Source organism: Methanobrevibacter cuticularis (genome assembly GCF_001639285.1).
GTDB lineage: Archaea > Methanobacteriota > Methanobacteria > Methanobacteriales > Methanobacteriaceae > Methanobaculum > Methanobaculum cuticulare.
On sequence record NZ_LWMW01000117.1, the window covers coordinates 60,769 to 83,478 of the forward strand.

The 22,710-nt window shown below is 27.5% G+C and carries 18 protein-coding genes and 1 pseudogene; 13 read left to right on the plus strand and 6 right to left on the minus strand.

Annotated elements, in window-relative coordinates; translation table 11 throughout:
• Nucleotides 1-37: 37 nt before the first annotated feature.
• The 10 genes and pseudogenes from MBCUT_RS07480 to hemA all read left to right on the plus strand — a co-directional run bounded on the left by MBCUT_RS07480 (nt 38) and on the right by hemA (nt 10,908).
• Nucleotides 38-436: a biopolymer transporter ExbD gene (locus MBCUT_RS07480; RefSeq protein WP_067260067.1), complete on the plus strand. Its 399-nt coding sequence runs from the start codon at nt 38-40 to the stop codon at nt 434-436.
• Nucleotides 437-680: 244 nt separating this feature from the next.
• On the plus strand, nt 681-1,307 hold the full coding sequence (locus MBCUT_RS07485) for an IMP cyclohydrolase (RefSeq protein ID WP_067260068.1): 627 nt from the start codon (nt 681-683) through the stop codon (nt 1,305-1,307).
• A 117-nt stretch (nt 1,308-1,424) separates the two neighbouring features.
• Nucleotides 1,425-2,189, plus strand: coding sequence for a coenzyme F420-0:L-glutamate ligase (locus MBCUT_RS07490; RefSeq protein WP_394327056.1), 765 nt, complete (start codon nt 1,425-1,427; stop codon nt 2,187-2,189).
• 395 nt (nt 2,190-2,584) lie between these two features.
• Nucleotides 2,585-3,490: a 2-phospho-L-lactate transferase gene (gene cofD / locus MBCUT_RS07495; RefSeq protein WP_067260070.1), complete on the plus strand. Its 906-nt coding sequence runs from the start codon at nt 2,585-2,587 to the stop codon at nt 3,488-3,490.
• Between the two features lie 7 nt (nt 3,491-3,497).
• A complete protein-coding gene (locus tag MBCUT_RS07500; protein ID WP_067260071.1) occupies nt 3,498-4,253 on the plus strand; it encodes a GTP cyclohydrolase III in 756 nt (251 codons plus the stop codon).
• A 373-nt stretch (nt 4,254-4,626) separates the two neighbouring features.
• The gene (locus MBCUT_RS07505) at nt 4,627-5,337 is read left to right on the plus strand and encodes an MJ0144 family RNA dihydrouridine synthase-like protein (RefSeq protein WP_067260072.1); all 711 of its coding nucleotides are present in this window, start codon (nt 4,627-4,629) and stop codon (nt 5,335-5,337) included.
• A gap of 583 nt (nt 5,338-5,920) precedes the next feature.
• Nucleotides 5,921-7,516: a methyl coenzyme M reductase system, component A2 gene (atwA, locus tag MBCUT_RS07510; RefSeq protein WP_067260073.1), complete on the plus strand. Its 1,596-nt coding sequence runs from the start codon at nt 5,921-5,923 to the stop codon at nt 7,514-7,516.
• 618 nt (nt 7,517-8,134) lie between these two features.
• Nucleotides 8,135-8,617, plus strand: a complete 483-nt coding sequence (locus MBCUT_RS07515; protein ID WP_067260074.1) for a methanogenesis marker 9 domain-containing protein — start codon at nt 8,135-8,137, stop codon at nt 8,615-8,617.
• A gap of 209 nt (nt 8,618-8,826) precedes the next feature.
• Nucleotides 8,827-9,444: pseudogene (locus tag MBCUT_RS07520) on the plus strand (precorrin-2 dehydrogenase/sirohydrochlorin ferrochelatase family protein); the annotation flags it as partial.
• Nucleotides 9,445-9,702: 258 nt separating this feature from the next.
• Nucleotides 9,703-10,908: a glutamyl-tRNA reductase gene (hemA, locus tag MBCUT_RS07525; RefSeq protein WP_067260076.1), complete on the plus strand. Its 1,206-nt coding sequence runs from the start codon at nt 9,703-9,705 to the stop codon at nt 10,906-10,908.
• A gap of 271 nt (nt 10,909-11,179) precedes the next feature.
• On the opposite strand, the gene MBCUT_RS11580 is transcribed toward hemA, so the two are convergent.
• Nucleotides 11,180-12,454 (minus strand): type II secretion system F family protein, encoded by a 1,275-nt coding sequence (locus MBCUT_RS11580; protein WP_067260077.1) that lies wholly within the window; start codon nt 12,452-12,454, stop codon nt 11,180-11,182.
• An 82-nt stretch (nt 12,455-12,536) separates the two neighbouring features.
• Nucleotides 12,537-13,994 carry a CpaF family protein gene (locus MBCUT_RS07535; RefSeq protein WP_067260078.1) on the minus strand — a complete coding sequence of 486 codons (1,458 nt, stop codon included), beginning with the start codon at nt 13,992-13,994 and terminating at the stop codon, nt 12,537-12,539.
• Nucleotides 13,995-14,141: 147 nt separating this feature from the next.
• On the opposite strand from MBCUT_RS07535, the gene MBCUT_RS07540 reads away from it, so the two are divergent.
• Nucleotides 14,142-15,200 carry a methyltransferase gene (locus tag MBCUT_RS07540; RefSeq protein WP_067260079.1) on the plus strand — a complete coding sequence of 353 codons (1,059 nt, stop codon included), beginning with the start codon at nt 14,142-14,144 and terminating at the stop codon, nt 15,198-15,200.
• 297 nt (nt 15,201-15,497) lie between these two features.
• Here MBCUT_RS07540 and MBCUT_RS07545 read toward each other — a convergent pair whose 3' ends face one another.
• The 4 genes from MBCUT_RS07545 to MBCUT_RS07560 form a co-directional block, all read right to left on the minus strand.
• Nucleotides 15,498-16,745 carry a tripartite tricarboxylate transporter permease gene (locus MBCUT_RS07545; protein WP_067260080.1) on the minus strand — a complete coding sequence of 416 codons (1,248 nt, stop codon included), beginning with the start codon at nt 16,743-16,745 and terminating at the stop codon, nt 15,498-15,500.
• 291 nt (nt 16,746-17,036) lie between these two features.
• Nucleotides 17,037-17,306, minus strand: a complete 270-nt coding sequence (locus MBCUT_RS07550) for an elongation factor 1-beta (protein WP_067260081.1) — start codon at nt 17,304-17,306, stop codon at nt 17,037-17,039.
• Between the two features lie 786 nt (nt 17,307-18,092).
• Complete coding sequence (locus tag MBCUT_RS07555; RefSeq protein WP_067260082.1) at nt 18,093-18,254, minus strand: zinc finger domain-containing protein; 162 nt, start codon at nt 18,252-18,254, stop codon at nt 18,093-18,095.
• Nucleotides 18,235-18,912: an amino acid kinase family protein gene (locus MBCUT_RS07560; protein WP_084270758.1), complete on the minus strand. Its 678-nt coding sequence runs from the start codon at nt 18,910-18,912 to the stop codon at nt 18,235-18,237. Before MBCUT_RS07560 ends, MBCUT_RS07555 begins: the two co-directional genes overlap by 20 nt.
• Nucleotides 18,913-19,457: 545 nt before the next feature.
• Here MBCUT_RS07560 and MBCUT_RS10945 point away from each other — a divergent pair.
• Both MBCUT_RS10945 and MBCUT_RS07565 read left to right on the plus strand, forming a co-directional pair.
• A complete protein-coding gene (locus MBCUT_RS10945; RefSeq protein WP_157082533.1) occupies nt 19,458-19,622 on the plus strand; it encodes a hypothetical protein in 165 nt (54 codons plus the stop codon).
• A 333-nt stretch (nt 19,623-19,955) separates the two neighbouring features.
• Nucleotides 19,956-22,710 (plus strand): beta strand repeat-containing protein (locus MBCUT_RS07565; RefSeq protein ID WP_157082534.1); only part of this gene is annotated, 2,755 nt, incomplete at its 3' end.

Sequence of the window (22,710 nt, forward strand, 5' to 3'; positions counted from 1 at the left end):
CCATATCTCATATAATGAATATAAAGTTAGGGATAAAATGAAGCTAGATATTAAAAGACATAGAGAAAAAATAAGAGGAGAGAAACCAGAATTCAATTTGGTTCCGTTTATTGATATTCTTTTTACGATACTCATCTTTTTGGTAGTGACAAGTTCTTTCAATACTGCTACAATTGATGGTTCAACTAGTGGAAAGCCAGATGTAGGGACTGGAGATAATGAATATTACTTGTTTCCTGTAGCTAATCTAGAAAAAGTAATTGTGAATGGGCAAGACATGTCTTATTTAATAAAAGATAGCTCAATAGCAATACACAGCAGAGCTATTGATGAAGGAGAAATCTCCATAAAACCAAGGGATAGGAGTATAATAATTACTACTCCTTCAAGTTTATCAGCTGAAGAAGCAGTACGTAGTCCTGATAATCGATCATGAAGAAAAATAAGTAAGTAGACTTATATTGCATCAAGATTACAATCATAATAGACATTAATAAAATTATCAAGATATATTATATATGAAATAGTATCAAAAATTGTTTGTTTAATATGATATTTGATGAATGGTATTAAAAATTGTTTGTTTAATATTATATAAAAATAATATAATTGATAAAAATAAATAGTTATGTAACCATTGATAAAGAAGGGAAACATAAAATATCAGGAGAGGGTTTAAGATGTATTTAGGTAGAATAGTATCTGTTGGAATGAATAAAGAGAAGAAACCTTTCATAGCTTATAGGGTATCTAGTAGATCATTTCCAAATAGAATGGCCAAGAGTTTTGAGGACAAGGCAGCTATAATTCCAAAAGAAGGATATGAAAAAGATATATTTGAAAATGCATACATAGCTTATAATTGTGTTAAAGTTGTAAATGATGTAGCTATTGTTTCAAATGGATCACACACAGATGTCATAGCTGATAAAATAGCTATTGGAATGAATATCAAAGATGCGTTATCGTTATCTCTTTTAGCTATGGATTATGAAAAAGATGATTATAACACTCCACGAATAGCTGGAGTTATTACTTCCAATACAGATGAATCCAATTATGAATGCTATATTGGAATAATTACAGATTCTAAATTGCTTGTAGAAAAAGTAAAATATGGGGCTGCTACATTTATATCTACATATGAATGTCAAAGCCCAGAAAAAGTTAGTTTTACAGCTACTAATTCTAAAGAAGCTGCTAAATTAATTCTTGATGAAGGTGAATTTAAAAAATTTACAAACCCTGTGGCATCTGTAGGATCTATATTTAATGGGCAATGGACTATAGAATCCATAAATTTATAGTTTAAACTAGATAATCAAATAGAAAAGTACTTATCTTTTTCTGTATCTTTTCTGTAGTTCTGTATATTATGCGTTTATTATTTTAATTTTTGTTCTTAAAACATGTTAAGTGATATTATGAAGTTAGAATTGTTTGGTTTAAGTGAAATTCCTTTAGTTATTGAAGGAGATAAAATATCTAGTCTTATAATATCTGCTTTGAAAAAACAAGCTATTAATCTTGAAGATGGAGACATCATTTTAATAGCTGAAACTTTAATATCTAAATCAGAAGGAAATATAATAGAATTAGATAAAATAACTCCTAGTAAAAGGGCTGATGAGATAGCCACACTTACAAAAAAAGATTCTAGATTAGTTGAAGCAATAATCAATGAATCCAATGAAATCATTGAAATTGGTCCTGATTTTATTATAAGTGAAACTAAGCATGGATTTGTGTGTGCCAATGCAGGAATAGATGAATCAAATGTTGATAAAGGTTTAGCTACGCCAATGCCTAAAAATCCTGATAATTCGGCTATGAAAATATCTTCAGAGCTAGAAAAAGAACTTGATGTTGAAATAGCTGTTATAATAACGGATACACAAGGAAGAGCATTTAGAAATGGGGCAGTGGGAGTAGCTATTGGATGTTATGGAATTTCTCCCCTTTGGGAAAGATCTGGAGAAAAAGATTTGTATGGTCGTGAACTCCAAACAACTGAAATAGCTATTGCTGATGAATTGGCGGCAGCTGCTTCTCTTTTAATGGGTCAAGCTAATGAAGGGATTCCTGTAGTAGTTATAAAAGATTTTTCAAGTTTTAGAATATTAAAAAATAAAGAATCCACTATAAAATCTCTACTTAGACCTAAAGAATTGGATGTTTTCAGAAAATAATTATCATAGAGAGAAAATGTAATTATATTCATAAATATTTTTAAATATCAATATTTTTAAATATTAATATTTTTAAAGAGTAAAATTATCTAAATTATATATAAAATTATATATGCTTAAAAATTATAATCTTAAAACTGTAATTTCACGATCTTTAAAATAAGATTGATTATAAAATAAAATGGAAATATTTTTAATATCTTAATAATGATCTTTAGTGTTATTTTGGATGTGATTTTTAATAATAATCTTTAATATTATTATAAACAAATTTTTACTATTAATTTTGATAAATAATATATTTTAGAACAAGATTATTTTAGAACAAGATAAAAATATCTAACAACAATTACTAAATTAATAAAAAGAAAAAATTTAATAAAAAGGTTTTGAACTTGATCACTGTATTGTCTGGAGGTACTGGAACTCCTAAATTAATTCAAGGAATTAAAAGAGTTTATGATACTTCAAAATTGAATATTATTGTTAATACTGTTGAAAATGATTATTTTTCAGGAGTTTATGTTGCTGCAGACATTGACACTGTTTTATATACTCTTTCAGATTTAATAAATGTTGAAACTTGGTATGGAATCAAGGATGATACATTTATAACTCATGAACAACTCGCAAAGCTTGGTCATGATGAACTTCTTAGAATAGGAGATAAAGATAGGGGCATTAAAATTCAAAAAACTTTGCTTATGGAAAAATACACTTTAACTAGAGCAGTGGATATTCAAAGAAGAAAGTTAGGAATAAAATCTAAAGTTCTTCCAATGAGTGATGAACATTCTCAAATAAATATTATTACAGATTTAGGAAAACTAACTTTTCATGATTTTTTAATAAAGCATCAAACTAAACCAAAAGTGTTGGATATTGAATATACGAAGATAAATCCTGCTCCAGATATTGTGGAAACTATTGAAGAATCAGAAACTATTATCATCGGCCCATCTAATCCTATTACATCAATATTACCCATAGTAAATTTAGAAGGAGTTGAAAAAGCTTTGAAAAATAGCTATGTTGTAGCTATTTCGCCCATCATAGGTAATTCACCTGTTAGTGGACCTGCAGGAAAGTTTATGGCAGCATTGGGATATGAAGTTTCATCATATGGAGTGGGTTTAATGTATAAAAATTTCTTAGATAAATTTGTAATTGATGAAAAAGATAAAGAATTAAAAATAGATATAGAAAACTTAATAAAAGATGTCACTATAACACAAACTAATATGAAAAATATTCATGACAAAGAACTATTAGCTAAAACAGTTTTAGGTGAAGTTAGGTGAAACTAATATGATACAAATGACACTAATTCAGATTGACAATTATGGGCCTTGGACAGTTACTCCAAACCCTCGTAATGAATCAGACCTCCAAATTTTACAAGCAGAATTATTTGCAGATGTGCAAAGACAATTTGCAATGAAAAAAGGTTTAGTTTTCTTTATGAGGTTTGATAATATGCTTGCCATAAGTAATGGGCTCAATAAAGAAGATCATTTAAGGATTCAAAGGTCTATAAGAAATAGATATCCGATAACAATTAGTATGGGGATTGGAACTGCAAAAACTCCTTATGAAGCCCAAAAATTAGCTACCAGAGCTCTTCAGACAAAAGGAGGAGCTCAATCTGAAGAAAGAAAAGAAATTTTAGCTATTGATAGTTTAGTTAAACCAGAAGATAGCTTTGTTCAAATAGCACATATAGATATAAATGGAGTCACTGAGTCTTTAACAGACATTATTCCTGCATTTGACACAAGTTTCCTGGTCAATAGAGCCCAACATTATCTAATGACGAAATTAATAGAAAAAGGAGCTTTATTATTCTTCATCGGTGGGGACAATTTCATGTCTCCGTGTAATGAATTAAGTCCAAAAAAGCTATTACAATTACTTGAAGAGATTGATGATGAAATAGATATAGCATTAAAAGCAGGGGTTGGTAGAAGTGACAATGCTGAAGACGCTGCTTATATGGCAGATTTAGGATTAGAAGAAATTCGTGAAGGAAACACTGATGAATTAATTCATGTTTTGGAAAAATAACTTATATTTCGTCCGAATTTAATAACAAAGTAATATAGTTAATTAAATAATATGCATAGTTTTTCATTCATTAAAAATCTTACATTAATAGAATATGCTAAACTTACATTAATAAACATACTAAACTATATTCTTAAAAATGGGTTGTTATTAAGTCGGAATTACCTAAAACATCAATAATTAAATTTCTTTTTCTAAAATTTTTAATTGAAACACTGTTTTTTAATTAATTTATTTAATTATTATTAATCAAATTATTCTTCAGATTCATTAGAATAATACTTCAGATTCATTAGAATAATATTTATTAAAACTACTAAAATAGTGTAAATTTAAGAACAAGGAGATTAAGCTTATTAGATTACTTGCACCAATGGCAGGAATAACTGATGGAAAATTTGCATTACAATTAATTCCATATGGTTTTGACACTGTTACCATCGGAGGATACAATACAGATTCTAAAACAATAGAAGCTGGGGAAAAAATATTAAAAAGAGGCAGAAATGAATTTAATATACCTGAAGCAGACTTAATCACTACCATTGGAAATGAAGTGGAGATAATTAAGGATAAGTATGATGTTGAGGTTTCTGCAAATTTACGTGCTACAACTCCAGATCCAATACTTGAAATTAGTAAGATAAAAAATTTGGATATTATTGAGCTTAATTTTCATTGTAGACAACATGAGATATTGAAAATTAACTGTGGTCAGTCAATGCTGGAGAATATTGAATTTTTAGAAACTTTCACTAGAGAAATAGTTAAAAAATCTAAATCTAAAGTTTCTGTGAAAATTAGAGCTAATGTTGAAGGTACTGATACTTTAAAAATAGCTAAAATAATAGAAAAAGTCAAAGCAGATTATCTTCATATAGATGCCATGAAGCCTGGATTTAATCATGCTGATTTAGATATAATAAAAAAAATAGCTAATGAAACAGAAATATTTCTTATTGGAAATAACTCTATAACGAGCATTGACCGATGTAAGAAAATGCTTCATGCTGGAGCTTCTGGAATATCCATCGGACGAGCAGCTATTAATGGAAAGTTAAATTTTGATTTTGCTAAAATTTAGGCATCTGTAGAATTCTAAAAGTTTCTAAGAACCATGAAAAATTTATTCTGATTTAACTTAAGATAAATATAAATGATATAAACAATTTATTATTATAATAATAATTAAAACATAAAATTAAAATTATTATTCAATAGTTTAATTATAATAATAACCAAAACATAAAATTAAAGTTATTATTCAATAGTTTAATTATAATAATAACCAAAACATAAAATTAAAGTTATTATTCAATAGTTTATTAAGATGAATAGAATTAATTAATAAAAATTATTCTAGAATTAGAATAGTAATAAAAATTATTATAATAAGAATTACTATTAAGAAGAATCACTATAGTAAGAATAATATAATAAGAATTACTATTAAGAAGAATCACTATAGTAAGAATAATATAATAAGAATTACTATTAAGAAGAATCACTATAGTAAGGGAAATTACTGAATAAGGGTTATAAAATTTATAGCACTATGAAATATTAGTGGGAATATTAAAAAATTTCATTAAGAATCATTAGAATTTCTGATAGTTGATAATAATTGAGTATCTAATTAAAATAATTTATTTTTTAAAGGTGAGGGTATGTCTTTTATAGAGCTTAAAAATATTAATAAAACATTCAATGGAGTAATCGTTCTTAAAGATATAAATGTTGAAATTGATGAAGGGAGTGTTCTTGGAATTCTTGGTAGAAGTGGGGCTGGAAAATCTGTTTTAATAAATATGCTTCGTGGAACCAAAGAATATCGCCCAGATAGTGGCCAAATACTTTTCAATGTAGCTATTTGTCCAGAATGTTTAAGAGTGGAACCTCCTTCTAAAATAGGGGAACTTTGTGGATGTGGATGTGCTTTTGAAGGCAAAGTTATTGATTTTTGGAATATTAAAACCGATAGAAAAGAATTTTCAAGTATTCGTAAAAGAATAGCTATAATGTTGCAAAGAAATTTTGCATTGTATGAACGTGAAAGTGTAATTGAAAATATTTTAAGAGCTATGGGTGAGGGAGAATATGAAGAAAACCTCTACAAAGCATTAGATTTGCTAGAAACAGTTCAAATGAGTCATAGGATAACCCATGTAGCTCGTGATTTAAGTGGTGGAGAAAAACAGCGTGTTGTTCTTGCAAGGCAAATAGCTAAAGACCCTATGTTGTTCCTAGCAGATGAACCAACTGGAACTTTAGATCCTCAAACTGCAGAATATCTTCATCAAACATTAATAAGTAGTGTTAAAAATCAAGGAATAACAATGGTCATAACTTCGCACTGGCCAGAAGTAATGAAACAATTAGCAGACCAAGTTATATGGTTGGAAAAAGGAGAAATTGTAGAAAAAGGAGATTCTGATGAAATTGTTGAAAATTTTTTAGCAACTGTTCCATTACCAAAAAAAGTAACTGAGCATGAATATGGAGGACCAATAGTTAAAATAGAAGATATTAAAAAACATTACTATTCTATCGATCGTGGAGTTATTAAAGCTGTTGATGGTGTTGATTTAACTATAAAGCAGAAAGAAATATTTGGAATTGTAGGACTCAGTGGATCTGGAAAAACTACATTATCTAGAATGTTAATCGGATTGACTGATCCAAGTAGTGGAAAAATAGAAGTTAAACTTGGAGATGACTGGATAGATATGAGAGAAAAAGGACCTCTTAGTAGAGGGCGTGTAATACCTTATATTGGTTTACTCCATCAAGAGTATTCTTTGTATCCTCATAGAACTGTTTTAGGGAATTTGACAGATGCAATCAGTTTAGATCTTCCTGCAGAATTTGCTAAAATGAAGGCTATCCATACTTTAAATGCAGTTGGTTTTGACAATGAATATGCAGCGACAATACTAAATAAAGCACCTGATGAATTAAGTGGTGGTGAAAGACATAGGGTAGCTATTGCCCAAGTACTTATTAAAGAACCTACTATTGTCATCTTAGATGAACCAACTGGGACTATGGATCCTATAACTAGGGTACAAGTTACTGATTCTATATTAAAGGCTAGAGAAGAGTTAGGAGAAACTTTTCTTATTATTTCTCATGACATGGATTTCGTTATTGATGTTTGTGATAGGACTGCATTAATGAGAGGAGGAAAAATCCTAAAAATAGGAGAACCAGGAGAGATCGTGAAAGAATTAACTCCTGATGAAAAGAAAAAGATGCTAGACTAGTTTAAACTACTTGTTTCCTAGGAAATTTAACTTAATATGACTAGTTTTTTCATCCTAGCAATCATTTTCATTCATTGCCTTAAAGTTTTATCTATCAGCTTTAAAATGTTAAAATTAAGATTAAAAAAGATATAATTAGCTAATATTTTTTTAATACTCTTACTAAAACTTATTTTTTATAAAATTTTATATTAGAAAAATATATACTATAATGTAATTAGAATTAATAGCATTATTAAATATTATTTTCTTTATAAAATTTTATATTAGAAAAATATTATAGTATAAAATAATTAGAATTAATAGCATTATTAAAAATTATTTTTTATAAAAATATTATATTAGAAAATGATTGCGATTAATTATTAATATTAAAAATTATTTTTTATAAGATTTTATATTAGAAAATGGTTATATTAGAAAATGATTAAGACTAATATTAAAAATTATTTTTTATAAGATTTTATATTAGAAAAATATTATATTATAAGCTATCATATTATAAGAATGTGTAAATACATATATATTATAGTACTACTTAAATAACCTTAAATAAATTCCACAATATTAAATTTATTTACTAATTAAATTATACTAATTATTATCGGAGGATTGTTAATGGTATGGGATGATGCACCATCACACGTTTGTAGAGGGGGAGATAGTAGGGCATTGGCATTTTGTTGTCCGCCAGTCAAGCCATGTCCAGTATTACATGCTCTTGAGGATGTAAATCTTAGCCCTCAAAGTTACATGGATATTAAAGACGAGTTTTCTAAGAAAACTAGACTTGGTGAAGGCCCTAGGACTTGTTTTGGATCATTAGTTTGGTGTTGTAAACCATCAAAACCTTGTCCACTAAGAGACATGGTCTTAAAAAGTATAGACATGAGTATAGATGAATATTTAGATTTGAAAAAAGAGCTATCAGAAAGATTAGTAGGAACAACTAAAGATAATAGTGAAGAAAATATTAATGCTCTTACAAATAACTTTTCGATTACTAAAAATGAAGCAATCAAAATACTTCATGACTGTGATAATGATTTGAGAATGGCTGTAAAATTACTTAGAATGAAAACATTGGAGAATTCTGAATAGAATTTCAATAATTGATTCATGATATTTGTTAATCTTTCTTATTTTACTTTAAATGTCCTTCTATTTTTATTTTATCTCAACTTGATAATTTAACATAATAATTAAACTTACTAATTAAAAATAGTGATTGAATTTACCAATTAAAGCAACAGAGTAAATTCACTAATTAAATTAAATAAATAATGAAAATAAAAACTAAGAGGGATGTTATGGGTTGGACTTCACTTTTTTTAAATATGGACAAAAAAAAAGTCTTTATTATTGGGACCGGAGAAGTTGCAAGCCGTAGAGCAAACAGATTTCTTGAAAAAGGTGCAGAAGTAATTTTGGCTGGAAATTCAATACCACGTGGATTAGAGGAAAAAGGAGCCATACTAAAATCAACCAAATCTCATAAAAACCTTAAAAAATGGGTTCAATGGGCAGATATCGTTGTTATAGCAAGTGGAAATGAGGAGTTAAATAATTATATATCTTCTATTTGTGATGGAAAACTTTTAAATAGGGCTGATTATCCTGAAAATGGAAATTTAATAGTTCCAACTAGTTTTAGTATTGAAGATGTTGAAATATCAATTTTTACAAATGGAAAGAGTCCTTTAATGGCTAGGGAAATTAGAAAAAAAATTCAAAATATAATAACCTCTGAGGATTTACTTCAAATTGAACTTCAGGATTATGCTAGAAATATTCTAAAAGCAAAAATTAAAGATCAAAAAGAAAGAAAAAAGTATTTATATGCAATTCTTGAAGATACAAAAATAAATGATCTTTTAAAAGAGAAGAAAATAGAAGAAGCTAAGGTTTATGCTGAAGATTTGATAAAAAATGAAGAAGCTAAGGTTTATGCTGAAGATTTGATAAAAAATGAAGAAGCTAAGGTTTATGCTGAAGATTTGATAAAAAATGAAGAAGCTAAGGTTTATGCTGAAGATTTGATAAAAAATGAAGAAGCTAAGGTTTATGCTGAAGATTTGATAAAAAATGAAGAAGCTAAGGTTTATGCTGAAGATTTGATAAAAAATGAAGAAAATAATGTTCATGATGGAGAATTACTAAAAAAGGAAAAAAGGGAGGAATAGCTATTGATAATCAATATTAGGGTAGATCATAAAATTGCAGATATAGAAACAATGGAAAACATGGGCAATGATCTACAAAAGCTATTCAATCAATTCAAAGAAGAATTTAACATTCGTGAATATATTGAGATAAATACATGCAACAGAAAAGAATATTATTTTCACACTGATTCGTGTAGTTATGAATATAAACTTTTAAATTCTCGTCATGGTAACTTAATTATTGAATATGGGGATAAAGCTGTAATCCATCTTTTTAGAATGACTTCTGGATTAGAATCAATGATAATTGGGGAAGACCAAATACTCGGCCAAATCAAGCAAGCTAAAAAAACAAGCATTAAAGAATCACATTGTGGCAAAGTTTTAGATATATTATTTACAAAAGCTGTTCATGTGGGTCAAGTTGTAAGGCAAAAGACTAAGATAAACCGAGGTTCAGTTTCAATTGGTTCTGCTGCTGTTGATCTAGCTGAAAAAAACTTAGATGATCTTCAAGGGAAACAAGTTTTAGTTATTGGGGCTGGAAAAATGGGAAAGTTAGTGGCTAAAGCCTTAGCTGAAAAAGAACTGAAAGCAATTTTTGTTGCAAATCGAACATACTACCGGGCAGTTCAATTAGCTGAAGAATTAAATGGAAAAGCAATATTTCTTGATAACCTAAGCCAATATTTACCTACTGCAGATGTTATAATAAGTGCCACTGGAGCACCACATATCATTTTAAACAAAGAAAGAATTGAAAATTCCATTTCTACTAAAAAAATAAAAACTTCTGTTATCATAGATATAGCTAACCCTAGAGACATTGATGAAGATGTAAAAGAGCTTGGATTTAAATTATTTAATATTGATGACTTAAGAGGAATAGCTGATGAAAATAAAAAATTAAGAGAGAATGAAGTAAAAGAGGCAGAAAAAATAATAGACTTAGAATTTAATTTGCTTGAACAATCATTTAAATTGATGGAAATTGAAGGACTCATGAAAGATATCCGAATTTTCATGGAAGGTATTCGAGAAACGGAAACTCAAAAAGCCATCATGAAACTTGTAGATGTAGAAGGCAGTACCAAAATACTTGATAATATGTCAAAAGCCATCGTAAATAAAATATTCCATAATATTTCATTAAACATTAAAAAAGCTATTGAAGAAGAAGATTACGAATTAATTGAAGCTATTAAATGCATTTTTAAAGATAAATAATATATTGAATAAAAAATAATGATTTAAATAAGTGATTTATTTTTAAAATAAAAAATAACTTAAAATACATAAAATGATGCCTAACTTATCAACAGCATTATACAACAATGAAAATATTATATATCATTCATTATAGTTTAAATTTCTATTTATCTTGTATATTTGAATAATAGCTAAAAATAGGATTATTAAATTCCATTCACAAGATGTATAATGAAAACATTGGGTTATATTTTCTATTAGATTATTTTTAATAAGTTTTTGTAGTTTTTTACAGTGAAGGTTCCAACCTTTTTATCATTAATCCCATAAATATTACAATCATTGGAAAGAAGAATATATAAATGATTAAAATAACATTAGGTGGTATAATGTCTCCTATGATACTAGAAGCTGCCATTAACATTATTAAAAATATCACAGGTCCTAAAATAGCTAAAAATGTGTATATAAGTATAAAAGCATTTAATTTTTGAGAATAATCCTTTAATTTAAGTTGTAAATCATAAGAAATATCTTCAGCTATTATATTGAGTGTATTTGCTAAATTTCCTCCTGTTTTAAGCGTTCCTATAATTTGTTGTATGGATCTATTTAATCCTTCTGATGAAACTCTATTTGATAGATTCAACAAAGCTTTTTCTGTGCTTTCTCCATACTTAATTTCTTCAAGAACTCTTGAAAATTCAATTGATAAATATCCGTAATTAGAATTGGCTATTGAACTTAAAGTATCATATAATCCTTTTCCAGATCTAAGTTCTGTGACCATTTGTCTTAGGGCATATGGAAGTTCTTTTGATATCTCTGAATTATTCTTCTCATTTTTCATTTTAGGAAGATAAAATATTGAAAATCCAACCATTAAAAATAATAAGATAATAACTATTGCAATTTCTAATCCAAAGAAAATATAACCAATTAATGCAAAAATAGCTAAAATAATGAATGTTAGAGGAGTAGCTAATTTTATATTAATAATTTCATCAATATTATCATTCAAAATTTTATTCAGGTAATGCTTTTGAAAAGATTTATCTGTGTCTATAGATACTTTATTATGGGAACTACTTTTATTTTGTAGTTGTTTAAATATAAATACTTCATTATTTTCTTTATTCTCAATAAATAAACTATTTTTTATTTCATAAAATAACATTTTAATATAATTTTCCTTTTTATTATCTGAATTATCCTTTTCATTATTAACTACATTAGACTTATTATTAGGTATATTTAATTTATTATTAACTACATTAGACTTATTATTAAGTATATTTAATTTATTATTAACTACATTAGACTTATTATTAGATATATTTAATTTATCATTAATTACATCAGATTTATTATTAAGTATATTTAATTTATTATTAACTACATTAGATTTATTATTAAGTATATTTTTTTCATTGTTAACTACATCATGCTCATTAGTAAATATATTAGAAAATAATATTATTATTTTGAAAAATATATTCCCTAAGAATAAAAATAACTTATTTAATGTAATAAGAAACTTTTTAAGAATAATATCAAACCCCATTAGATATTGTCTATGTTTTGCCGAACTTAACTTTCTAATTTTCTAATATTCTAATATTTTTTAAAAATAGCTCTAAAAATAGCTATTGTTTAAGATTTAAAATATCATTCATCGCATCTTTTGGATCAATATAGTAATTTTCAATTGCATTTCCAACATCTTCAATATTTCTAATGTTGTTATCAACTAAAAGTTCTAAAAATCTTTTTCGTTTAGCTATTTCTCCTTCTAAACTTTTAACTGGAATTCCTCTTATATTAGCTATTGATCTCAATGTATTACTTGAAATACCTACATTTTCTATATTATCATTCTCACCATTCCATTTAAAAATCTTATTTAGCTGTATAGTTCCTTCTTCCATTCCTACGACTTCATCTACTTCTATAATTCGCCTAACTGAAACTCCATCAGATCTATATATTCTATTTTGCATGATAATAAAATCAATAGCTGAAATCATGACTTTAGGAACGTTCATTGGAGAATTGGTTAATCGAGTTATTGTTTCTCTTGAATTGTTGGAATGAAGGGTTCCAAAACCAGAATGTCCTGTGTTCAATGCTGTAAATAATGTTACAGCTTCTTTTCCCCTTACTTCACCTACTATTACTCTGTCTGGCCTTTGCCTTAAGGAATTTTTAACTAAATCATCCATATTTAGTTCTCCTTTATTTTCAATGTTTCCGGGCCTTGTCTCCATCCTAACTATGTGTTTATGGGGGATTTGTAGTTCTAATGTATCTTCAATTGTTATTATTCTCTCTCGAGGATTTATAAATGCTGCCAATGCATTCAGTGTTGTTGTTTTTCCTGAACTTGTTCCTCCCGAAATAATTGCATTTGCAGGTTTTACTCCTAGGCCATCTACACATAGCCAAAAAAATGCAGCAAGATCACAATTTAGAGTATTTGAATTTATTAAGTCAATAATGGTTAATGGATCTTTTTTAAATTTTCTTATTGTCATTGAAGGTCCATCTGCTGAAATTGGAGAAATAGTGGCATTTACTCTTGAACCATCTTCTAGTCTTCCATCTAAAATTGGAGATTCCTGATCTATCCTTCGATTGATTTGACGAGCTACTGAATCAATGATAGAAGTAATCTCTTCCTCTTTCTGGAAGATTAAATTTGATTCCATCATACCATTTTCTCTATGATAGACAAAAACAGGTTTATTTATCCCAATTATCATTATCTCTTCAAGGTTGTCATCTTTTATCAGAGAATCAATTTCCCCATACCCTATGATATATTGAAAAAAGGTACTGGCTAAATTATCTATATAGGTGTCAATATCTAAATTTTCATTATTTTTTTCCAGATTATTTTGAATTTTAGGCATTTTAATTTTCAAATAATTCTTAATATCATTTATTATAGCTATTTCATCAAAATTAAAATCATTTCCTGAAGAAATAGCTAAATCCACTAAATTGGATCTTAGTTCCTTTAATAAGTTTTTTTCTTCATTTGAAAATTTAGGTTTCATTAATTTATATTTAGGAATAATATTCCCTTTATTTTTCGAATACATATTTTAAACATCCTTTTAGTATTAATATTATTTTGTCATTATTATCATTAATATTAATAATATATTATTTATTAATAATATCATAATACTATTTATACTTTTATTAATAAAGTAAGATATAAATCTATTAGAATCATAAATAAAATTATGGAACTAAAATGTTCATGTAATAATAATTGCATTATACATTCAAAAGATATTGAAAAAAGGATAAAAGATGCAGCACCTTGTTCTAAATGTGTAATCATAACCTTAAAAAAGTTCAAACAGCTATCTGATCAGATATGTGTTTCAGCAATTAATAATGAATTTGGAAGATGTGTTTGTGGTAAAAGATCTATTGATATAACAATGGCTCATATTTTAAAGATTATGGTTGATGAAGGAATAGATCCCAAATCTTTCAATTTAAGAAATGGAGCTATTCCGTTATCCACTCCTCTTGAATCAGAACAAAATCCTCAGCTCACTGAGAATTCACTGATTATACTACATCCTGACTTCAATGAAAAAATTGCTAAGAGAATTATGGATGAAGTTAAAGAGGTTAAAGGAGTGTTAAAAGGGAATTCCAAAGATATTGTGGGAATAATTGATATTGGTGATGAATGTAGTAGCTATGAATTATTGGCAGGTTGTGATTTCCGATGTGATATTATAAAAACACCCCTTGGTGCTATAGCTATAAACAAAAAGCAGCATGCTGTTCATCTGGAGTTTTCAGCATCAACTGAAAATAAGATACTCAAAATAGACAATTATTTTAAAACTGAACATCTTAACAAAGAAGATCTCCCTAATTTAACACTTATTGATGCAACTTGTGGTTGTGGAGCTTTAGGTATATATTCTCTCAATTATGGTTTTGGCAATGTTACTTTTAATGATATAAACAGGGCAGCCACTGAAATAACTGCAATAAATCTTGAAGCTAATGGATATGAAGTTGATTATATTTTAAAAGATAATGGACAGAGTTTAAAAGAGAATGGACACAGTGAAAATAACCTAATAGCTAAAGGAGAAACCTTTGAAGTCTATAATTCGTCTATTGAAGAATTATCTGAAAAACTGTCCGGATTTGATAAAAACAGTGAAAATAATGCAAAATTTGATTACTGTATACTAGATAGTTTTCCTCAAGTAGACAATGAATATTTTAGAGAAATAGCTGAAAAAATAGCTAAAAACATCATAATTATTTAATTGATTTATCTGTTATCTTTCTTATATCTATTTTTTATTTTTTTATTAGTTGGTTATCTATTTTTTTATTTTTTATTAGTTGGTTATCTATTTTTTTATTTTTTATTAGTTAGTTATCTATTTTTTTTTATTTTTATTAGTTAGTTATCTATTTTTTTTTATTTTTATTAGTTGGTTATCTATTTTTTTATTTTTTATTAGTTGGTTATCTATTTTTTTTTATTTTTATTAGTTAGTTATCTATTTTTTTCTTATTTTTACATTTTAATATTTCCTTATTCTTTTATCTTAGTTAATTTAAGTAAACATAGTGAAATATATAACCATAGCTGGAACAATCAATACTCCCATCAAATGAGATTTGCTAATACCTAAATAATGTGGAAGCAAGCCTAAAGCTGTTGAAGCTATAAGCATCAAAGTTAGATATGGAAGGGGTGCTTTGTATATAATCCCAAATATGTATAAAATAGCTATCATCAACACTATCACTGAAATGGACAATTTTTTGTAGTCTACATTTTCCATTAGTCTTGAAAAACTATCTCCTAATTTTAAACATAGAATCACGGAAATAGCTACTGATGTGAGTGCTGTAAAAGTGAAAATCATTAAATGTGAGATTGAAAAAGTCTCTATGAGATAATTCATGTATACAGCTATTCCACTTCTGGGGTTACCTATTAAATAAATTGCAAATAATGAAAATAAAGTATCTGAAGTATTTAATCCACTTATGGAAGTTAGAAAATTTGTGGTATCATCTTCACCATCACTTCCCATTGCTACTTGGACTATGACTCCTCCCTGGGCAGGACCAAATCCTGGTAAGAAACCTAAAATAGATCCAGCTATTCCTCCTGCAAATGTGCTTTTTATCATATCTTTGTTTAACTCCAAATCATAGAATTTGTTTTGATGTGGTATGAAAGATCCATCATTTAAGCTGAACAATATTGTACTGATTCCAAACAACCCTGAAAAAATACACATCATAGCTAAGCCTGAAGATATTGGAGTCTGAAACATTGTCCATCCCATGATTCCAGATAATATGAATAAAATGAGTGACCATCCAAATGCTCTCATTCCATTACTCATTCTCCAAGTCATGTAAATTGAACCAAAGAATAGAAGTATACATGTAAATGGTTTAATAAAAGAGTGAGTTGCAGGTAGTAAAATAGCAAAAACAGGAAGCATTAAAATAGTGACTATTATTGCCCCAAATCCTCCTAAAGAAACAATTCTAATAGCTTCTTTTGATCTTCCTTCTAAAACCATTCTATGCCCAGGTAGCACTGATAAAGCAGAACCTTCCTCTGGGACCCCTAACATCATAGATGGTACAAACTCAATCATGGCATGAGCAATAGACATAGCTACCAAAAATACACAGAGAAACTCAGGGGATAAAAAACCCAACAAAAAAGTAGATGAAGCAAATATTATAGCTCCAGCTGTGTTAACATGAATTCCTGGAATAAATCCAGTTAATGCACCACATGCAATTCCTAAAAAGCAAGCTAAAACAAGATCAAACATCTTATCACACTTGCAATACAATTATATTTTTATTATTAATATTTTTTGAAAATTAGTATAGATTTATTTTATTAGTATTTTTATTTTATTAAGATCTTTTTTTGAAAATTAATATAGATTTATTTTATTAATATTTTTATTATTCTTCACTACATTATTATTCTTATTATTAATTATTATAAAAATGAATAAATAAAAAAGAATTAAATAAAACACGCAGGATTAATGCTATCAATTATTGTCATTATAAAAAATGCAAAATAAAAAAGAATTGAATATTAAAGAATAACTTTACATTAATCTTCTAACATCCATAACTTCAATACTGTTGACACTAGGAACGTTGGTTAATTTTTCTTCTACTACTTCAGTTCCGCCTTCATCATCATCAACAATAAACACAACATTCAAAGCAACTAAACCAAAAGCTATTGGTTCTTCTTCGATTTTGTGAAGTTCTGCTTCTCCTTCAATAGCACCTTGAACATCAATTTTCATTTGTTCTAAATCGACATCAGGACTTTCAGGCATTAATTTTACGGTTGCAACAACTTCTCCCATTTTCATATCCTCCAGAATATTTCTAGTTTAAATTTAATTTAAGTTTACTTAAAATTTATTTTATAACTTAAATTTTATATTATACATTAAGATAGTTTTTATACTTTTTATATATTTGTGGTGCATATATTTTATTTGTATACTATTTATTCTTACTATATCCTCATAATTTCAAATTATATTATAAATTATATTAATATTCGCTAATTATATTCGCTAATTATATTGTAAATTATACTATATTTGCTAATTATATTAATAGCTAATAGTGTTTTATGAAATAATTGGATTTCATACTTAATAATTCTGATAATTATAATAATATTTGGTGAAATAATTTAATTCATATAATTTAATCATGACTTAATAGATGTAACTTAACTTTTTAGTATTATCATTGCATATATTAGTAATAAAATACTAACTAGTTATATTGATAATAGCTATATTTAATGTTTTTGATTTATTTCATCTAAATAATCCAAAAAAGAGCTAATAAATAAGTAATTTATTAATAAAACATATACCAAGCAAAAATATCTATTTATTTCAAATTTAAAGATTAAGTTTAATATTATATATTAAATAAAATTATCATCTTTGTTCTAAAATTGGTGATTTATGAAACTTTTTTTATTAAAAAATCAATTTTATAGCTTTTTTAATAAATTTCTAAGAATGATAAATTTATAATAAAATAGTAAAATTTCTTAAAAAATTTAGTCTTTTAAGAATTTAAGTGTTTTAAAACTATATTTACATAATAAAGTTAGTCCATTAAAAAATCTAAGGTCCTTCAAAACCACAATCACATACGTAAGTATGGCCAAAAGTACGACATTTTTCACATCTTGCTATAATTTCATCACATTCAGGGCATGTGAATTGAACGTAAGGTTCAATTAAAGGTATTTCTTGCTTACAAGATTTACATTCTACTTTCTTCATCTATCTCACCTCTAATATATGTGTATTGAAAATCATGATCATATTCACTGTCTTTAATTAAAGATAAAACTCTCTCTGGGAAGTTTCCATTGACAACAAAACAGTTCATCCCGAACTTAAGCAATAGCTCTCCTAACATCAAGTCAACCGATGTTTCATTAAAAGTCAGTAGTTTTTTAGCATCAATCTCATCCATAAATTTTGAATTATGGGAGTTAGGTTTTCGGGTATATATACCATCTACATTTGTAGCTATTAAAAGTTTCGCTTTTGTTAAGTTTGCAATATATGCTGAAATTGAATCAGAAGTTAAATTCCAAGAATGTTGAATTTCATCATTCTCTTTTAAAATATCTGAACATTGCATTATAGGAATCTTTCCACTTTTTGAAACTTTGATCGCTTCTTCAAGCGAATCAACAATTTCTGTAAAATCAAATTTATCATTTAGGAGTTTAGCTATTATATCCATAGAATCAATAGCTGTTTCATGGGTTATATCTTTAGAGAAAGAAACTTCTTCATCATACTTTCTAATAAGGTTTGCAAATTGCCCTCCTCCATTAATGATTAATGAATTTGTTCCTCTTAAAACTTGAATAAGATCTATGGCCTCATCAGGAAACAAACTTCCTCCTATTTTAACAACCCATTCGATTATGTTATCACCTAAACTAATTAAAATTTTAAATCAATTATAAGTATATTCATGTTATTAATCATGACTATATTCATGTTATTAATTATAATTATTATCATTATTAATTGTTGTTATATATAAGATTCAAATAGGCATTATCTAATAGTATTTAATAGATATTAAAATTTTAAATTGGGGGTTTTTAGATTTTTTTCATGATTTTTTCATGAAATTGTGTTCTGTTTTAGAGTTGGAATTTCATTTTGATGAGTTTTTCATAGATAATGTATATTTTATTTCGTGAAAAATTTGTTAAAAATTCGTTAAACTTCCTGTAGTTAGATTCTGATGAGTATCCTTTTTTTGGGATTGGTGTAATTATTTACATATTGGTATAACACTTTCTTTTGTCTTCTTTTTAAGTATATATTAAATGGTAGGATTATTGCTATTGTGATGTATTAATTATTATTCTTTATAATAGAAGAATAAATGGAAATTCCGATGAGGGATTAGATAGCTTATTTTTATGAAAAAGATAATTTTATGAGCTTAAATTTATCGTGAATGGTTTTAAGTTCTTTAAATGTTTAGGGGGGGGGGGGGTAATCTATGAAATTATATCTGCTTTGTGGTTTCTTTTTGTTTTTGTATTGAGGTGTGTAGAAGGGATATATTTATATATGGGTAATTACTATAGGTATGTTTGTCCAGTAATTAAAAGTTAATAGTTTAATAGTATACTAATTGTTTTTTCATGAACTAACAAGTTTTTTTCATTGTTTTATGAATCAATAAGTTTAGTAGAATTATTAAATATTTTTTATATTAATAAGCTGGCAATTGTAATGAACATTAATTTAAGAAAAAACATGTTTCGATATATAAAAAAAAGTAACAATTTAATGTTCAAAAAAAGAGGTGAAAGATATTATGAGTAAAAATAAAAAAAATAATAAAAAAATGATTTAGTGATTATTCGCTATTTTTTAACTTACAATTATTATAATATATAAAATAATGAAAAAGGAGATGAGAAAATAAAAAATTATAAAAAAACAATGCTAAAAACGAGCATACTAATAGCTACCATTTTACTACTAGCTATTAGCTTAAACTCCAGCTTTGCAACCACTGTAAACATTGATAATTCAACAGATGTTGGAGGAATCAAACAAGGACTAATCAATTCAACAGATACTACAGGTAATATCATAAACTTAGCTATTGGAAACTACACAGGAGATAACAATACAAACTTAGCTATTAACAAAAATGTAACAATACAAGGAAACGGACCTACTGATAAGATAGTAATCGACGCACAAGGACAAAACCGAAGAATATTCACCATAGACAATAATGTGAATGTGACTTTCATAAACATAACATTCACAAATGGAAATGTTACAGGTGATGGTGGAGCAATATACAATAACCACGCTACAACAACGATGACTTTCATCAACTGCACATTCACAAACAACAACGCAAGTGATTATGGTGGTGCTATCTACAATGGTGGTGTTAATATGAGTGTTAGTGATTCTAATTTCATTAACAACACTGTAGGTAATCAGGCTGGTGCTATCTACAATTTTGGTACTAATGTGAGCGTTAGTGGTTCTAGTTTCATTAACAACACTGCAGCTCGAGGTGGTGCTATCTACAATAGTGGTGGTAATATGAGTGTTAGTAGTTCTAATTTCACTAACAACACTGCAAGTGCTTATGGTGGTGTTATCTACAATGCTGGTGGTAGTAATATGAGTGTTAGTGATTCTAATTTCATTAACAACACTGCAACTACTACTGGTGGTGCTATCTACAATGCTGGTGTTAGTAATATTGGTGTTATTGGTTCTACTTTCATTAACAATACTGCAAATAATAATGGTGGCGCTATAAGCCTTAATAGTGGTTTTAATTGTAGTATTAGTGGTTCTACTTTCATTAACAACACTGCAGGTCGTGGTGGTGCTATCAACAATAATGCTATTGGTTCTATGATTAGTGATTCTACTTTCATTAACAATACTGCAACTACTACTGGTGGTGCTATCACAAGTAGTGGTGATACTCTTAGTGTTAGTGGTTCTATTCTCACTAATAACAATGCAGCTGAGGGTGGTGGTATCATGAGTGAAGGTGGTAATCATGATATAAATATTAATAATAATGTTATAGTTAATAATACTGATAGTACTGGTTCTTCTGATATTGTAATCGATGGTAGTGTTACTGTTGGCGATAAAAATATAATAGGCAGTGTTACTAATAATGGTAATGGTAATTTGTCTGTTACTGGTGAAAATAACAACGTTGGTGATTTAACTAACAAGGGTAATGCTGATTTAGGAACTAACAATGCTTTCGATAATCTCATTAACGATGGAAATACAACTGTTGGAGGTAACAATACATTAAGTAATGTTACTAATAATGGTAATGGTAATTTGTCTGTTACTGGTGAAAATAACAATGTTGGTGATTTAACTAACAAGGGTAATGCTGATTTAGGTGCTAATAATGCTGTTGATAATCTCATTAACGATGGTAATACTACAGTTGGTGGTAACAATGCATTAGGTAATGTTACTAATAACGGTGGTTTATCTGTTACTGGTGAGAATAATACTATTAGTGATTTAACTAACATTGGTAATGCTGATTTAGGTGCTAATAATACTGTTGATAATCTTATTAACGATGGTAATACTACATTTGGTGGTAACAATGCATTAGGCAATATTACTAACAATGGTGATTTATCTGTTATTGGTGAGAATAATAACGTTGGTAATTTGACTAACTCTGGTAATGCTGATTTGGGCAGTAACAACAATGTTGATAATCTTGTTAATGATGGTAATGCTACTGTTGGTGGTAACAATGTGTTAGGTAATGTTACTAATAATGGTAATGGTGATTTATCTGTTATTGGTGAGAATAACAATGTTGGTAATTTGACTAACTCTGGTAATGCTGATTTAGGTGCTAATAATACTGTTGATAATCTTGTTAATGATGGAAATACTACAGTTGGTGGTAATAATGCATTAGGTAATGTTACCAATAACGGTAATGGTAATTTATCTGTTACTGGTGAAAAGAATAACGTTGGTAATTTAAATAATAATGGTAGTGCTGATTTAGGTAGTAACAACAATGTTGATAATCTTATTAATGATGGTAATGCTACTGTTGGTGGTAACAATGTGTTAGGTAATGTTACTAATAATGGTAATGGTGATTTGTCTGTTATTGGTGAGAATAATAATGTTGGTGATTTGACTAATGTTGGTAATGCTGATTTAGGTGCTAATAATACTGTTGATAATCTTGTTAATGATGGTAATGCTACTGTTGGTGGTAATAATGCATTAGGCAATATTACTAATAATGGTGATTTGTCTGTTATTGGTGAGAATAATAATGTTGGTAATTTGAATAACTCTGGTAATGCTGATTTGGGTGCTAATAATAGTGTTGATAATCTTGTTAATGATGGTAATACTATTGTTGGTGGTAACAATGTGTTAGGTAATATTACTAATAATGGTGATTTGTCTGTTATTGGTGAGAATAATAACGTTGGTAATTTGAATAACTCTGGTAATGCTGATTTAGGTGCTAATAATAGTGTTGATAATCTTATTAACGATGGTAATACTACTGTTGGTGGTAATAATGCATTAGGTAATGTTACCAATAACGGCGATTTATCTGTTACTGGTGAAAATAACAACCTTGGTAATTTAACTAACAATGGAAATGCAGACTTAGGCACTAACAACAATGTTGACAATGTCACTA

Coding starts and splice junctions, on each gene's coding strand:
- MBCUT_RS07480 (WP_067260067.1), top strand. CDS start 38: ATGAAGCTAGATATTAAAAGACATAGAGAAAAAATAAGAGGAGAGAAA.
- MBCUT_RS07485 (WP_067260068.1), top strand. CDS start 681: ATGTATTTAGGTAGAATAGTATCTGTTGGAATGAATAAAGAGAAGAAA.
- MBCUT_RS07490 (WP_394327056.1), top strand. CDS start 1,425: ATGAAGTTAGAATTGTTTGGTTTAAGTGAAATTCCTTTAGTTATTGAA.
- MBCUT_RS07500 (WP_067260071.1), top strand. CDS start 3,498: ATGATACAAATGACACTAATTCAGATTGACAATTATGGGCCTTGGACA.
- MBCUT_RS07505 (WP_067260072.1), top strand. CDS start 4,627: ATGGCAGGAATAACTGATGGAAAATTTGCATTACAATTAATTCCATAT.
- atwA (WP_067260073.1), top strand. CDS start 5,921: ATGTCTTTTATAGAGCTTAAAAATATTAATAAAACATTCAATGGAGTA.
- MBCUT_RS07515 (WP_067260074.1), top strand. CDS start 8,135: ATGGTATGGGATGATGCACCATCACACGTTTGTAGAGGGGGAGATAGT.
- MBCUT_RS11580 (WP_067260077.1), bottom strand. CDS start 12,454: ATGGGGTTTGATATTATTCTTAAAAAGTTTCTTATTACATTAAATAAG.
- MBCUT_RS07535 (WP_067260078.1), bottom strand. CDS start 13,994: ATGTATTCGAAAAATAAAGGGAATATTATTCCTAAATATAAATTAATG.
- MBCUT_RS07540 (WP_067260079.1), top strand. CDS start 14,142: ATGGAACTAAAATGTTCATGTAATAATAATTGCATTATACATTCAAAA.
- MBCUT_RS07545 (WP_067260080.1), bottom strand. CDS start 16,745: ATGTTTGATCTTGTTTTAGCTTGCTTTTTAGGAATTGCATGTGGTGCA.
- MBCUT_RS07550 (WP_067260081.1), bottom strand. CDS start 17,306: ATGGGAGAAGTTGTTGCAACCGTAAAATTAATGCCTGAAAGTCCTGAT.
- MBCUT_RS07555 (WP_067260082.1), bottom strand. CDS start 18,254: ATGAAGAAAGTAGAATGTAAATCTTGTAAGCAAGAAATACCTTTAATT.